This window comes from Halomonas maura, assembly GCF_030409305.1.
GTDB classification, from domain to species: Bacteria; Pseudomonadota; Gammaproteobacteria; order Pseudomonadales; family Halomonadaceae; genus Halomonas; species Halomonas maura.
Map to the genome: position 1 here is coordinate 138,978 of NZ_JAUFPQ010000009.1, position 14,785 is coordinate 153,762.

At 65.9% G+C, this 14,785-nt stretch carries 14 protein-coding genes; 12 read left to right on the forward strand and 2 right to left on the reverse strand.

What is annotated here, in order from left to right; genetic code table 11:
• The 3 genes from ung (at position 1) to QWY76_RS02705 (ending at position 2,452) form a co-directional block, all read left to right on the forward strand.
• Positions 1-699, forward strand: coding sequence for a uracil-DNA glycosylase (gene ung / locus QWY76_RS02695; protein ID WP_290309567.1), 699 nt, complete (start codon positions 1-3; stop codon positions 697-699).
• A 116-nt stretch (positions 700-815) separates the two neighbouring features.
• Positions 816-1,445, forward strand: coding sequence for a uracil phosphoribosyltransferase (gene upp, locus QWY76_RS02700; RefSeq protein ID WP_290309568.1), 630 nt, complete (start codon positions 816-818; stop codon positions 1,443-1,445).
• Between the two features lie 185 nt (positions 1,446-1,630).
• The gene (locus QWY76_RS02705; RefSeq protein WP_290309569.1) at positions 1,631-2,452 is read left to right on the forward strand and encodes a type IV toxin-antitoxin system AbiEi family antitoxin domain-containing protein; all 822 of its coding nucleotides are present in this window, start codon (positions 1,631-1,633) and stop codon (positions 2,450-2,452) included.
• A gap of 198 nt (positions 2,453-2,650) precedes the next feature.
• On the opposite strand, the gene QWY76_RS02710 is transcribed toward QWY76_RS02705, so the two are convergent.
• Together QWY76_RS02710 and QWY76_RS02715 are read right to left on the reverse strand one after the other, a co-directional pair.
• Complete coding sequence (locus QWY76_RS02710) at positions 2,651-3,805, reverse strand: arylamine N-acetyltransferase family protein (RefSeq protein WP_290309570.1); 1,155 nt, start codon at positions 3,803-3,805, stop codon at positions 2,651-2,653.
• The gene (locus QWY76_RS02715; protein WP_290309571.1) at positions 3,802-4,353 is read right to left on the reverse strand and encodes an NADPH-dependent FMN reductase; all 552 of its coding nucleotides are present in this window, start codon (positions 4,351-4,353) and stop codon (positions 3,802-3,804) included. Before QWY76_RS02715 ends, QWY76_RS02710 begins: the two co-directional genes overlap by 4 nt.
• 117 nt (positions 4,354-4,470) lie before the next feature.
• Between QWY76_RS02715 and soxR the strand changes: the two genes are divergently transcribed.
• From soxR to QWY76_RS02760, 9 genes are all read left to right on the forward strand, one after another.
• Positions 4,471-4,920 (forward strand): redox-sensitive transcriptional activator SoxR, encoded by a 450-nt coding sequence (gene soxR / locus QWY76_RS02720; RefSeq protein WP_290309572.1) that lies wholly within the window; start codon positions 4,471-4,473, stop codon positions 4,918-4,920.
• 472 nt (positions 4,921-5,392) lie between these two features.
• Positions 5,393-6,481: an ABC transporter ATP-binding protein gene (locus QWY76_RS02725; protein ID WP_290309573.1), complete on the forward strand. Its 1,089-nt coding sequence runs from the start codon at positions 5,393-5,395 to the stop codon at positions 6,479-6,481.
• A gap of 1 nt (position 6,482) precedes the next feature.
• Complete coding sequence (locus QWY76_RS02730) at positions 6,483-7,583, forward strand: ABC transporter ATP-binding protein (RefSeq protein WP_290309574.1); 1,101 nt, start codon at positions 6,483-6,485, stop codon at positions 7,581-7,583.
• Complete coding sequence (locus QWY76_RS02735) at positions 7,576-8,457, forward strand: carbohydrate ABC transporter permease (protein ID WP_290309575.1); 882 nt, start codon at positions 7,576-7,578, stop codon at positions 8,455-8,457. The genes QWY76_RS02730 and QWY76_RS02735 overlap by 8 nt, the downstream gene beginning before the upstream one ends.
• Position 8,458: 1 nt before the next feature.
• Positions 8,459-9,352 (forward strand): carbohydrate ABC transporter permease, encoded by an 894-nt coding sequence (locus QWY76_RS02740; protein WP_435388936.1) that lies wholly within the window; start codon positions 8,459-8,461, stop codon positions 9,350-9,352.
• Between the two features lie 12 nt (positions 9,353-9,364).
• Positions 9,365-9,637, forward strand: a complete 273-nt coding sequence (locus tag QWY76_RS02745; protein ID WP_290309576.1) for a DUF2160 domain-containing protein — start codon at positions 9,365-9,367, stop codon at positions 9,635-9,637.
• 75 nt (positions 9,638-9,712) lie between these two features.
• Positions 9,713-11,452 (forward strand): ABC transporter substrate-binding protein, encoded by a 1,740-nt coding sequence (locus tag QWY76_RS02750; protein ID WP_290309577.1) that lies wholly within the window; start codon positions 9,713-9,715, stop codon positions 11,450-11,452.
• Between the two features lie 147 nt (positions 11,453-11,599).
• Complete coding sequence (locus QWY76_RS02755; protein WP_290309578.1) at positions 11,600-13,240, forward strand: glycerol-3-phosphate dehydrogenase/oxidase; 1,641 nt, start codon at positions 11,600-11,602, stop codon at positions 13,238-13,240.
• Positions 13,241-13,539: 299 nt separating this feature from the next.
• Positions 13,540-14,781: a uracil-xanthine permease family protein gene (locus QWY76_RS02760; protein ID WP_290309579.1), complete on the forward strand. Its 1,242-nt coding sequence runs from the start codon at positions 13,540-13,542 to the stop codon at positions 14,779-14,781.
• Positions 14,782-14,785: the final 4 nt, after the last annotated feature.

Below are 14,785 nucleotides of genomic sequence, written 5' to 3' on the forward strand. Positions count from 1 at the left end.
ATGAGTTGTCCGCTTCCCGACAGCTGGCAGCAGTGGCTGGGTGACGAGTTCGAGGCGCCCTACATGCGCTCACTGCGCGACTTCCTGGCCGCCGAGAAGGCCGCCCGCAAGGTCATCTATCCGCATTCCTCGAACTGGTTCCGCGCCTTCGAGCTGACGCCGCTGGACCGGGTCAGGGTGGTGATCCTCGGCCAGGACCCCTATCACGGCCCGAACCAGGCCCATGGCCTGTGCTTCTCGGTGCGCCCCGAAGTGCGTATCCCGCCCTCGCTGGTCAACATCTACAAGGAGCTGGCCGCGGACGTGGGCTTTTGCCCGGTGAATCACGGCTACCTGGAGAGCTGGGCCCGCCAGGGCGTGCTGTTGCTCAACACCTCGCTGACGGTGGAGCAGGGCAATGCCGGCTCCCACCGGGGCAAGGGCTGGGAGACCTTCACCGACCGCGCGATTGCCGCGGTCAACGAGCACGCCGGCCCCTCGGTGTTCCTGCTCTGGGGCAGCCATGCCCGCCAGAAGAAGGCCCTGGTGGACACTCGCCGGCACCTGGTGCTGGAGTCGCCGCATCCCTCGCCGCTCTCCGCGCATCGTGGCTTCTTCGGCAACCACCACTTCTCCCGGGCCAACGCCTTCCTGGCCGAGCATGGCCGCACGCCGATCGACTGGCAGCTGCCCGAGGCCCCGTTAGCGGACCGGCCGTGAGCGACGGGTCTCGGTCCGCTTAACCTCGCGGCGGGATGCGGTTAGAATATTGTCCAATTGGCACATGCCCGGCATGTGACGAAGGATCGACCCAACCCCCGCCGACGAGGTCCGCCATGAGCGTTCATGCCATCCATCACCCCCTGGTCCAGCACAAGCTGGGGCTGATGCGCGAAGCCGGCATCAGCACCAAGAGTTTCCGTGAACTGGCCGGAGAGTTGGCCAAGCTGCTCACCTACGAGGCGACCCAGGACCTCGAGCTGGAGACCCGGGAGATTGCCGGCTGGAGCGGCGAGCCGATCCCGGTCCAGCAGCTCAAGGGCAAGAAGGTCACCATCGTGCCGATCCTGCGCGCCGGCCTCGGCATGCTCGAGGGCGTGAACGACCTGATTCCCAGCGCGCGGATCAGCGTGGTCGGCCTGTATCGCGACGAGGCGACCCTCGAGCCGGTGCCGTATTTCTCCAAGTTCGCGGGCGACCTGGACGAGCGCATGGCCATCGTCATCGACCCGATGCTGGCCACCGGCGGCACCATGGTGGCGACCCTCGACATGCTCCGCGACCGGGGCTGCAAGCACATGAAGGTGATCGTGCTGGTGGCCGCCCCGGAAGGCATCCAGCGCGTGCAGGACGCCTACCCGGATATCGAGATCTACACCGCCGCCGTGGACGATCACCTCGACGAGAACGGCTATATCGTGCCGGGTCTCGGCGATGCGGGCGACAAGATCTTCGGCACCCGCTGAGGCCTGTTGCCTGCCCGGCCAGTCGGTTTCGCGCCGGCTGGCCGCTTCTTGACCGATGCTCTCTCTTCCACCACTGGCAACACGGTTTGCCGGATTGCTTACCAAGGCACTAAAGGTGAGTATTCATGCGTTTTCGAAAACCTCAGGTTTTGCCTGAGGTTTATGATTAACGTATTTTGCCAACTATGAGTGAGCAATATACAAGGCGAATAAACCGCCTGATGGCCAACCTGGACGACACCAGCCTGGCTTCCAGCCGCTGGCTGAGGACCCATGGTTACTCCAGCAGCCTCGTCAGTCGTTATGTGGCCAGCGGCTGGCTGGAGTCGCCGGCGCGCGGCGTGTACATGAGGAAGGGTGGGCGGCTGCTATGGGAGGGCGTGGTCCGCACTCTGCAGCTCCGGGAAGAGCTGTCGCTTCATGTGGGCGGACGCTTCGCACTCGCCTGGCAGGGGTATGAGCATTATCTGCGCCTGGGCGAAGGAGACGTCGTGACACTGTATGGCCCTGACCGGCTCCCGGGATGGACCACCAAGCTCCCGCTGTCCGAACGATTCGAAGCTTGCGGAAAAGGCCCCTTCGACCTCCCCGCGCTGCGTCTCACCACCGAGGTGCCGGACCGTCAGCTCGCTGATCGAGGCTTCGTCAGGCGGGAGGCCGGCTCCGCTGAGGGGCCCATCGTCTGCTCCACTCCAGAGCGGGCCATGCTGGAGCTATGCAACGACCCGCCGGACGCCGCCTTGATCTATGAAGCCGATGCGCTGATGCAGGGCATGACGACCCTGAGGCCGCGCCGGATCGGCATGTTGCTGTGTCACTGCACCAGCATCAAGGCCAAGCGCTTGTTTCTTGCGCTGGCGGAAAGGCATGGCCATGCCTGGCTGCCCCGGATCCCGATGGACGATGTGGATCTAGGCCGCGGCAAGCGATCGCTGGTGCCTGGAGGGCGGCTGCATCCCACTTATCTGATCACGCTACCAGGAGACCTGGATGAGCACTTGGGATAGGCGCTATGCCGACCGTGTGCGACTCCTGGTCGACATCCTGCCCACAACCTGTTCGAGCACGACCTGCCCAGGCGGTCGGTGGATATCGACCTGGCATGGCTGCCGGTACATGATTTCAACCAGGATTCAGCCCTCATCGCCGACTCCTGTTGACCGCCCTGGTAACGCGGGCATGGGCTTCCCAGGCGCCGTGGCGGGTCAAGCTTCCTCGGCGGGTTCCGTGTCGCTCACCACGGCTGGCTGAATCGCCGCCCGCCACGCCGGCTGGACGGGCAGGCAGAAGGTCTCCCGCAGCGCCGCCTCGACACCGTCAACGTCGAGCCTCCGCCGGTCGACGTCCCCGTCCGGTCGGCGAATGGTCAAACGGGCGTTGAGCAAGGTGAATCGCCCCTCCGAGGTCGTCCTGGCCACCATCAGCGAGCGCTTGAACGGCGACCCTGGATGGGTGGACGTATACCAGTTGAACGGTTCGAAGTCGGCGTCCAGTTGCGGCTCGGTGGAGAGCTCGTACAGCGGCCACCATCGCTCATCGGGCCGAGACTGGACCAGCAGACTGTCCCCGAAGGGGAAGATCCGAAACGCTTCGTGCCGGGTGGCCTGGGGGGCCGCGGTGTCCATGCGCAATGGTGCCGACGGCCCCCACCCGCCGAATCCCACGTCGACCAGCCAGGGCACGGCGTCGATCGTCACTCTCAAGGCCATGTGGGATCTCGGCATCGGGGCCGCACCGGGCGCTTGCCCCCAGCGGACACGGGCGAGGAGGCCATCGACCTCGAAGCCCATCGCCATCAGCACGCGTTTCATCAGGCCGTTCTGCTCATAGCAGTAGCCGCCTCGCCCGGAGGTGATCAGCTTCCGGTCGACCATGCTCGGATCAAGGTCGACACCGTGCCCGAGCAACACGTCCAGGGCCTCGAACACGATGGCGGCCGTGTGTCGTTCCACCAGCGCGCGCAAGGTTTCCAGCGTCGGCGTGCGCGGCCCCCGGTAGCCGATGCGCCGGCAATACGCCGCCAGGTCCACCGGCGGCGCGGCAGGGCCGTCCTCCAGGGCGGAGAGGATCTGCCAGGCGGCGCGCGGCGCGAAGGTGTCGAGCAGGCGCACGTTTGGATGCTGCGCCGAGAAGCTCCGTTTCAAGCGGTCCCTGAGCGGCGCCGGTATGCCCTTTCCGAAGGCGATCAGGGCGAACTCGCCGGCATGATAGCGCGCTGCGGCCTCCTCCGGTTCCACCGTCCCGGTGACCTGGAGCCCGGCGTCGGCGAGTTCGTTGCACACCGTCTCCATCACCTCCCGGACGCGCCCGAGGACCAGTACCCGGACACCACCCTTCCGCGTGATCGTGAAATCCCTCATGTCACCGCCTCCTGATAGGCATTGGCCTGACGGGCATGCGCCAGGGCGCTCGCCCACCATTGCAGGCGAGCAAGGAGCGTCTGCATGGCGCGGGACGGACGTTCCGGTTCGACCAGGGCGCCGTCCTCATCGAACTGGTTCCATACCTGGGGCAGGATCACCGCGTCGCGAAGCCCCACCGCGTGCAACTCCGCGAATACCCCACGCAGCTGCTCCACGGCGCGAATGCCGCCGGAGGCGGCCCCGTAGGAGACGAAGGCCACCGGCTTCGCCTGCCATTCCCAGAAGTGGCTGTCGATCAGGCTCTTCAGGGCACCGGGGAAGGAATGGTTGTACTCGGGGGTGACCACGATGAAGCCGTCGGCGGCGCCCAGCTTGTGATCATGGGCGCCCTCATCCTCGGCGTCGCGCCCTGCGGGGTCGATGACGTCGACGGCGAAGGCCGGCCACTCGTTCAGCTGGCGCTTGACCCAGCTCACCACCGTATCGGCCATCCGGCCGTCACGCACGCTGCCGTAGATGATGGCGACTCTGATCTTCTCCTGCATGGCATTCAACTCCTGTTGTGCGGGTACGCAGGAGACGTTTTAAGACCTCAAGTATTGTTGAGGTCAAGGGCCGAATGCTAGGTTCTTCGCATCATCCGCTCGAGGCGAGGTACCGGCATGGCTCAGGGCAAGCACAGCATCCCACGCGAGCTCGGCGTGGGGGAGGTGGCCAGCCGAAGCGGGGTCGCCGTCTCCACCCTCCACTTCTACGAGGCCAAGGGCCTCATTCACAGCTGGCGCAACCCGGCCAATCACCGGCGTTACTGCCGGGATGTGCTGCGTCGGGTCGCGGTCATCAAGGTCGCTCAGCGAGCCGGCATCCCCCTGGGCACCATCCGTGAGGCGCTGGCGCAGCTACCGGACCAGCGGACCCCTACCGCCGGGGACTGGCAACGACTCTCGACCCAATGGAAGGAAGAACTCGACGCGCGGATTACCCGGCTCACCGAGCTCAGGGATCGGCTCGGCGGTTGCATCGGCTGCGGGTGCCTGTCCATGGAGGATTGCCCGTTGCGCAACCCCTGGGACGAATTGTCGGAACGGGGCTCGGGTCCACAGCTGCTGTAGGCGCTCGATGACCCCCATGCGTCTCGAACCGGCTCGGGTCGGTCGGGTGTCCTGCCAGCGCCGGGGCAGCCGGCTGGCGAGATCGTCGTCCTCACAGCGTGCCACCTCAACCGCCTTGCACCGCATCGTCCGATGAGGTGGCGGCACTGCAACGCCCGGTAGCGTCCGGTGTGACTTCCCTCGGTGTTGGCCTACCCTTGGTATTACTTATTCCTGATGTTCGGATTCGTTCAGTAGCGAACATTGATCGCTCGGTCACGTGTTGCCATGGCTGGGGGAGTCGGCCTTGGACAAAAGTTCAATACCGATATCTGGCTCTTTAAAAACATCAAGTTGGGATCGGGTGGCCGGTATTCCTCGGGGTCCTGGCCTGGTTTTCGGATATTTACATTTGTGGTGGTATCCGAATCTCGGCTAGGGTTCCCTCAGCCGTTCCCGAATACCGTCAACAACAACGAAAGCCGAGAACTGTATGTCCCTGATCCTTGAACACATCGATCGTGTGGTCGGCGGTGAGACGCACATCGAGGGGGTGAGCCTCGAGCTCGAGCCCGGCTCCTTCAACGTGCTGCTGGGCCGCACCCTGTCCGGGAAGACCACGCTGATGCGCCTCATGGCCGGTCTCGATACCCCGACCCGCGGCCGGGTGCTGATGGACGGCGAGGATGTCACCGGCCGCTCGGTGCGCAAGCGCAATGTCTCGATGGTCTACCAGCAGTTCATCAACTACCCGAGCCTCAGCGTCTACGACAACATCGCCTCGCCGCTCAAGCTGGCCAGGGTCGAGAAGCGCGAGATCGACCGGCGGGTCCGCGAGATCGCCGAGATGCTGCATATCGAGGCCTTCCTCGATCGCCTGCCCCTGGAACTCTCCGGTGGCCAGCAGCAGCGCACCGCCATGGGTCGCGCGCTGGTCAAGGACGCCGATATCGTGCTCTTCGACGAGCCGCTGGTGAACCTCGACTACAAGCTGCGCGAGGAATTCCGCGAGGAGCTGCGCGCGGTGTTCAGCGAGCGCAACTGCATCGCCGTCTACGCCACCACCGAGCCCGCCGAGGCCCTGGCCCTGGGCGGCAACACCGCGGTGCTCCACCAGGGGCGACTGCTGCAGTACGGCCGCACCGAGGACGTCTACCACCGCCCCCGGGATATCCTCACCGCCGAGATGTTCTCCGAACCGCCGATCAACATCGTCGACGGCACCGTCTCCGCTACGCAGGTCACCTTCGACAGCCGGCTGCATTTCCCCATCAACGATGACCTGCGCTCGCTGCCTCCCGGGGAATACCGCTTCGGCGTGCGGGCCTCGCACATCTCGCTGACGCCCCGGGCCGAGGATGACATCGAGGTGCAGATGATCGTCGACCTGGCCGAGATCAGCGGCTCCGAGACCTTCCTGCACGTGCATAACGAGCGCTTCCACATGACGGCGCATCTCGACGGCGTGCACGCGTTTTCGGTCGACGCGCCGGTCACGCTCTACTTCCCGGCCCGCAAGGTCTATGCCTTCGACCGGCAGGGCGCCGTGGTGCATATCCCGTCCCACCTGGGAGGCCTGTGAGATGGCCGAGATCACCCTGAAATCCCTCGCCCATAGCTATCTTGCCGATCCCCGGTCGCCCAATGACTATGCCATCCGCGAGTTGAATCACGTCTGGCACCAGGGCGGGGCCTATGCGCTGCTCGGGCCCTCCGGCTGCGGCAAGTCGACCCTGCTCAATATCATCTCCGGCCTGCTGGAGCCGTCCAGCGGTGACGTGCTGTTCGACGGCGAGCGGGTCAATGCGTTGCCGCCGGAGGCGCGCAACATCGCCCAGGTTTTCCAGTTTCCCGTCATCTACGACACCATGACGGTCTACGACAACCTGGCCTTCCCGCTGCGCAACGTGAAGACCCCCGAGGCCCGGGTCCATGAGCGGGTGATGGAGGTCGCCGACGTGCTGGAGCTGACGGCGCAGCTCAAGCGCAAGGCCAAGAACCTCACCGCCGACGAGAAGCAGAAGGTCTCCATGGGCCGCGGGCTGGTGCGTGACGATGTCTCGGCGATCCTCTTCGACGAACCGCTCACCGTGATCGACCCCCAGCTCAAGTGGAAGCTGCGCCGCAAGCTCAAGGAGATCCACCAGCGCTTCGAGATCACCATGGTCTACGTCACCCATGACCAGCTCGAGGCCTCCACCTTCGCCGACAAGATCGCCGTGATGTACGAGGGGCAGGTGGTGCAGTTCGGCACCCCGCGCGAGCTGTTCGAGACCCCCAACCACACCTTCGTGGGCTACTTCATCGGCAGCCCCGGCATGAACTTCCTCGATGTCGCGCTGCGCGACGGCCGGGTGATGGCCGGCGACACGGCATTGGCGGTGGGGCAGGGGGTGCGTCGGGCCATCGATGGCGCCCGCTCGAGAAACGTCAAGCTGGGCATCCGGCCCGAGTTCATCGAGGTCCACCAGTCCCCGGTGGAGGGCGGCATGGAGGCCGAGGTCGAGCATGCCCAGGACCTCGGCACCTACTCCATCGTCTACCTCAAGCTCGGCGATACCGCCCTCAAGGCGCGCATCGAGGAGGACCAGCCGACCCCGACCGGGCGGGCCTATCTGCGTTTCCCCGACGATCGCCTCGGCCTGTACGTCGACGAATACCGCGTGGAGATCGGCCATGAATAAAGTTCGCAACAACCGCGCATGGTGGTTGATCCTGCCCATGCTGCTGCTGGTGGCCTTCTCGGCCATCATCCCGCTGATGACCGTGGTCAACTACTCGGTCCAGGACGTCTTCGACGCCAACACCCGCTTCTTCACGGGCACCGAGTGGTTCAGGGAGATGCTCAACGACCCGGCCCTGCAGGCGGCGGTGCTGCGCCAGTTCGCCTTCTCGCTGACGGTGCTGGCCATCGAGGTGCCGCTGGGGATCGGCATCGCCCTGATCATGCCCAGGAAGGGCTGGCAGGCCTCGGCGGTGCTGATCCTGGTGACCATGCCGTTGCTGATCCCCTGGAACGTGGTGGGCAGCATCTGGCAGATATTCACCCGCGGCGATATCGGCCTGATGGGCTGGAGCCTGCGCGAGCTGGGCTACGGCTACAGCATCACGGCAAGCCCGGTGGATGCCTGGGCGACCATCATCCTGATGGACATCTGGCACTGGACGCCGCTGATCGCGTTGCTCTGCTACAGCGGCCTGCGCTCCATCCCCGATGCCTACTACCAGGCCGCGCGGATCGACCGGGCCTCGACGTGGGCGGTGTTCCGCTACATCCAGCTGCCCAAGCTGACCAACGTGCTGGTGATCGGCGTACTGCTGCGCTTCATGCACTCCTTCATGATCTACGCCGAGCCCTTCGTGCTCACCGGCGGGGGGCCCGGCAGCTCGACCACCTTCCTCAGCCAGTCGCTGACCACCATGGCCATCGGCCAGCAGGATCTCGGGCCCTCGGCGGCGTTCTCGCTGATCTACTTCCTGATCATCCTGCTCGTCAGCTGGGTGTTCTACACCGCGATCATGAACATGCAGAAGGACAAGCAGGATGGGGAGGCCTGACATGACCGATTCGATGCCCACCACCCCCGAGGCCGTGCGCAAGCAGGCGGCGGCCGCCGATGCAAGGCGCCGTCGCCAGGCACGCCCGGTGAGTCGCCAGTGGCGCAAGCGTGGCCTGATGGCGGCCTATATCGTCTTCGTGCTGCTGCCGATCTACTGGCTGCTCAACATGTCCTTCCAGTCCAACACCGAGATCCTCGGTGGGCTGACCCTGTGGCCCGAGGACTTCACCCTCGAGCACTACGCCAGGATCTTCACCGACTCCAGCTGGTACATGGGCTACGTCAATTCCATCACCTACGTGGTGATGAACATGGCGATCAGCATCGCGGTGGCCCTGCCGGCGGCCTATGCCTTCAGCCGCTACCAGTTCATCGGCGACAAGCACCTGTTCTTCTGGCTGCTGACCAACCTGATGGCACCGCCGGCGGTGTTCCTGCTGCCGTACTTCCAGCTCTACTACACGGTCGGGCTCTTCGATACCCATATCGCCGTGGCCCTGGCCCACTGCCTGTTCAACATCCCCCTGGCGGTATGGATCCTCGAGGGCTTCATGAGCGGCGTACCCAAGGAGATCGACGAGACCGCCTTCATCGACGGCTACAGCTTCCCGAAGTTCTTCGTCAGGATCTTCATTCCCATGATCAGCTCGGGGATCGGCGTCACGCTGTTCTTCCTGTTCATGTTCTCCTGGGTCGAGCTGCTGCTGGCCAGCACCCTGACCGCCACCAATGCCCAGCCCATCGCCTCGGTCATGACCCAGACCAAGGGCGCCTCGGGGATCGACTGGGGGACACTGGCCGCCGCCGGCACCCTGACCATCCTGCCGGGCATCGTCGTCGTCTACTTCGTTCGCAACCACATCGCCAAGGGCTTCGCCCTGGGCCGGACCTGAGGAGGGCACGACATGGAATGGATGGTCTGGACCACGCCGACCACGATCTTCTTCTCGACCATCGCGGCCATGCTGGCCGGGATGACCGCCTGGGAAGTCGCCTCACCCTCGATCGAGCGCAAGGGCTTCCTGCCGATCGCGACCACGCGGGGAGACCGGCTGTTCATCGGCTTGCTTTCCGCCGCCTACATCCATCTGCTGGTCGTGGGCTTTACCCCGCTCAGCATCTGGCTGGCCCTGGGCACATCGTTTCTCTGGCTACTGATCCTGATGCGCTGGGGCTGACTGACTGCAAGGCCATGGGCTCCCGCCATGGAACACAGGCTTCATGGACGAACGACAACAAACGAAGAGGTCAATATGCAAGCGACAACAATGCGACGCTCTCTGCTGGCGGCCGGTGTCATGCTGGCCAGCGGCGCCCTGCACGCCGACAGTCACGACGCCCGCGCCATCGCCGAGCGGCTGGTCGATGAGCACTTCCAGGAGTCGACGCTCTCCCGCGAGCAGCAGATCGAGGAGCTGATGTGGTTCGCCAAGGCGGCCGAGCCCTTCCGCGGCATGGAGATCAAGACCGTGGCGGAGGGCCTGACGACCCACATCTACGAGCGCGACGTGCTGGCCGAGGCCTTCGGCGAGCTGACCGGCATCGACGTCACCCACAACATCATCGGCGAGGGTGATGTGGTGAACAACATGCAGACCCAGATGCAGTCCGGTCGCAACATCTACGACGCCTACGTCAACGATTCCGATGCCATCGGCACCCACATCCGCTATGGCACCACCGTCAACCTCTCCGATGCCATGGACAACGAGTGGGCGGACTACACCCTGCCGACCCTGGACCTCCAGGACTTCATCGGCCTGCAGTACGGCACCGGCCCGGACGGCAGCCTCTACCAGCTGCCCGACCAGCAGTTCGCCAACCTCTACTGGTTCCGCTACGACTGGTTCCAGCGCGAGGACCTGCAGGACCAGTTCCGCGAGCTCTACGGCTACGACCTCGGCGTGCCCACCAACTGGACCGCCTACCAGGACATCGCCGAGTTCTTCACCGAGCATGTCGGCGAGATCGATGGCACCAAGGTCTACGGCCACATGGACTACGGGCGCCGCGACCCGTCGCTGGGCTGGCGCTTCCACGACTCCTGGCTGTCGATGGCCGGCATGGGCAGCCCCGGGGTGCCCTTCGGCAACCCGGTCGACGACTGGGGCATCCGCGTCAACGAGCAGAGCCAGCCGGTGGGGGCCAGCGTCAGCCGCGGCGGGGCCACCAACTCGCCGGCCTCGGTGTTCGCCGTCACCAAGATGGTCGACTGGCTGGAGCAGTACGCGCCCCCCGAGGCCAGCGGCATGACCTTCGGCGAGGCGGGGCCGGTGCCGGCCCAGGGCAACGTCGCCCAGCAGATGTTCTGGTACACCGCCTTCACCGCCGACATGACCGACCCGGGCCTGCCGGTCACCGAGGACGACGGCACGCCCAAGTGGCGCATGGCGCCGTCGCCGACCGGTCCGTACTGGGAGGAGGGCATGAAGGTCGGCTACCAGGACGTGGGCTCCTGGACCTTCTTCGACTCCACCCCCGAGGACCGCCGCACCGCCGCCTGGCTGTTCGCCCAGTTCACGGTCGCCAAGACCGTCTCGCTGGAGAAGCTGATGGCCGGCCTCACGCCGATCCGCCGCTCCGACATCTTCTCCGAGCAGATGACCGAGATGGCGCCCAAGCTCGGCGGCCTGGTGGAGTTCTACCGCAGCCCCAACGAGTCCAACTGGACGCCGTCCTCCACCAACGTGCCGGACTATCCGCGCATGGCGCCGCTGTGGTGGCAGAACCTGTCGCCCGCCGTCAGCGGGGACATCTCGCCCAAGGAAGCCCTCGACAACCTGGCCGGGGACCTGGACAGCATCATGGCGCGCCTGGCGCGGGCCAAGGTCTTCGAGACCTATGCCCCCAACCTCAACGAGGAAAGCGACCCCGAGCACTGGCTCTCCCAGGACGGCTCGCCCAAGGCCGAGCTGGACAACGAGATGCCGCAGGGAACCACCGTGCCCTACGACGAGATGATGGAGGAGTGGATGGCCGCCGGCACACGTTGATCACGCTGGGCAGGTCAACGGACCTGCCTCGGCCTGTCGGCAAGCGACAGGACACGACAGCAGTGTGAACGGTTGCCTGAACGGGACCCAGGGCCCCGCTCGGCGCAGGCCGAGCGGGGCCTCTTTGCTTCCAGATAAGGGCCAGACATGCAACTACGACAGACCAATCTACGCAAGCTGCCCGAGTCGGTGTTCGACGTGCTGGTCATCGGTGCCGGTATCAACGGCGCGTCCGCCGCCGCCGCACTCAGCGGCAAGGGCGCGCGGGTCGCGCTGATCGATCGCGGTGACTTCGCCGGCAGCACCAGCATGCAGTCGTCCAACCTGGTGTGGGGCGGCATCAAGTACATGGAGAGTGGCGACTTCGCGCTGGTGCGCAAGCTCTGCAAGAGCCGCAACCACCTGATCAAGAGCTATCCCTCCACGGTGCAGGAGATCCGCTTCCTGACCACCATCAACAAGGGCTTTCGCCATCATCCCCTGTACCCCTGGGCCGGCACCTGGCTCTACTGGCTGATGGGCAGCGGCTTCACCCGCCGGCCGCATTTCCTCCGGGCCGCCGACATCAAGGCCCGGGAGCCGATCATCGACACCGACGATGCCCTGGGCGGCTTCGAGTATTCCGACGCCTACCTGCACGACAACGATGCCCGCTTCGTCTTCAACTTCGTGCGCGGGGCCCTGGACTTCGGTGCCGTGGCCGCCAACTACGTCGAGTCCCTGGGGTCACGTCGGGAAGGGGAGCTCTGGGTGACCCGGGGTCGCGACGTCATCGACGGCGATACCTTCGAGATCCGCTCGAAGGTGCTGATCAATGCCGCCGGCCCCTGGGTGGACCAACACAACGCCCTCTCGGGCCAGCAGACCGAGCACCGGCATGTCTTCTCCAAGGGCATCCACCTGATCGTGCCGCGCCTCACCGAGCACCGTCGCGTGCTGGCGTTCTTCGCCGACGACGGGCGGCTGTTCTTCGTCATCCCGATGGGCGCGCGCACCTGCATCGGCACCACCGATACCCGGGTCGACTCGCCCGAGGTCGAGGTGACGGACGACGACATCCAGTTCGTGCTCGACAACATCAACAAGCGCCTGGCGCTCGAGACGCCCCTGAGTCCGGCCGATATCATCGCCACCCGCTGTGGCGTTCGGCCGCTGGCGGTGAGGCCCAGCAACGGGGGCGAGCGGGACTTCCTCAACCTGTCGCGCAAGCATGCCATCGACATCGACCGCGAGGCCCGCCACCTGAGCATCTTCGGCGGCAAGCTGACGGACTGCCTCAACGTCGGCGAGGAAGTGGTCGAGGAGGTGGGGCGGCTCGGCGTGACGCTGCCCCATCCGCGCTATCGCTGGTACGGCGAGCCCGCTGTTTCGCTGCGCGAGACCTTCATGCACCAGGCGCGCCTGATGGCGCTGGACGCCATGACCGCCGCGCATGCCTCCGAGCCGCTGAGCCTGCGACTCTGGCGTCGCTATGGCGCCCAGGCCCTGGAGGTACTCGAGGACATCCGCCAGGACCCGCGGCAGGGCGAGGTGCTGATCGCGGGGACCGAGTACCTGCGTGGCGAGCTCAAACTGACCCGGCGTCGCGAGATGGTCACCCGGCTCGAGGACTTCCTGCGGCGTCGCTCGAAGATCTCCCAGGTGGTGCCACAGGCGACCATCCGTACCTCGCCGGGGCTGCGCGAGGCCTGCGACATCCTCTTCGGCGACCAGGCCGAGGCGCGCATGGCCGAGTACTTCGCCGACGCGCCGGAGACTCACGACGAGCGCCTGGGGGAGGGGACTTAAGAGGTCCTTTCAAACCGCAATCGCTGGAGGTGGGCTTGTCCGGCGACAAGCCTTAGCGAGGGCGCTGTGAACCCCTCCTTGGGCGCTACCTTTGCCATCCATGGCAAAGGACCCTCGCTCCGCCTTGTCCCCGGCGCCTATTCTGCTGCGAAACTGGAAAGCCCGTCTAAGGCGTCTAGTCGTGGGGGTGTCAGGAGAACGGGCTTTCAGGCTCTCCCCGCGCCAGGGAGGCCCCAAACCGCGGAGAGGCTGCTAGAATGCCGCGCGACGCCACTGCCCGATGCCCAGGAGCCCCATCCATGTCCGATACCTCGGCGGCCGCCCCCCTGCCGGTCGATACCCCGATTCGCACCCTGCTGGTCGGTGCCCAGATGCTGTTCGTGGCCTTCGGCGCCCTGGTGCTGGTGCCGCTGCTCACCGGCCTCGACCCCAACGTGGCACTGTTCACCGCCGGCCTCGGTACCCTGGTCTTCCATGGCGTGACCCGGGTGAGCGTGCCGGTCTTCCTGGCCTCGTCCTTCGCCTTCATCGCGCCGATCCAGGGCTCGGTGGCCAACTTCGGCATCCCCGCCACCCTCGGCGGCCTGCTGGCGGCGGGCCTGGTCTACGTGGTGATCTCGCAGCTGGTGCGCCTCAAGGGCACCGCCTGGCTGCATCGCCTGCTGCCGCCGGTGGTGGTGGGGCCGGTGATCATGGTCATCGGCCTGGCGCTGGCACCGGTGGCGGTGGACATGGCCACCGGCGAGACCAGCGAGGCCATCGGCTACGGCCCGGCGATCTTCCTGTCGATGACGAGCCTGCTGGTGACCCTGGTGCTGGCGGTGTTCAGCCGCGGGCTGATCCGGCTGGTGCCGATCATGGGCGGCATCGCCGTCGGCTACGGCCTCTCGGTGCTGATGGGGGTGGTCGACTTCACGCCCGTGCGCGAGGCGGCCTGGCTGGCGCTGCCCGAGTTCGTCGCGCCGAGCTTCCACTGGGCCGCGGTGCTGTTCATGCTGCCCGTGGCCATCGCCCCGGCGGTGGAGCATATCGGCGACATGGTGGCCATCGGCTCGGTAACCCGCCACAACTACCTCGAGAAGCCCGGCCTGCATCGCACCCTGCTGGGCGACGGCCTGGCCACCAGTGCCGCGGCGCTGTTCGGCGGGCCGCCCAATACCACCTACTCCGAGGTGACCGGGGCGGTGACCCTGACCCGGGCCTTCAATCCCTGGATCATGGTGATCACCGCCTGCATCGCCATCCTGCTGTCCTTCCTCGGCAAGCTCGGCGCGGTGCTGCAGACCATTCCCGGCCCGGTGATGGGCGGCATCATGACGCTGCTGTTCGGCTCCATCGCGGTGGTCGGCATGAACACCCTGGTGCGCGCCGGCAAGCCGTTGACCTCGCCGCGCAACCTGGTGGTGGTATCGCTGATCCTGGTGTTCGGCATCGGCGGCATGCAGTTCGGCAACGGGCAGTTCACCCTGCAGGGCGTGAGCCTCGCCGCCCTGGTGGGCATCGTGCTCAACTGGGTGCTGCCCAGGGCCGAGGAGGAGTGACGGC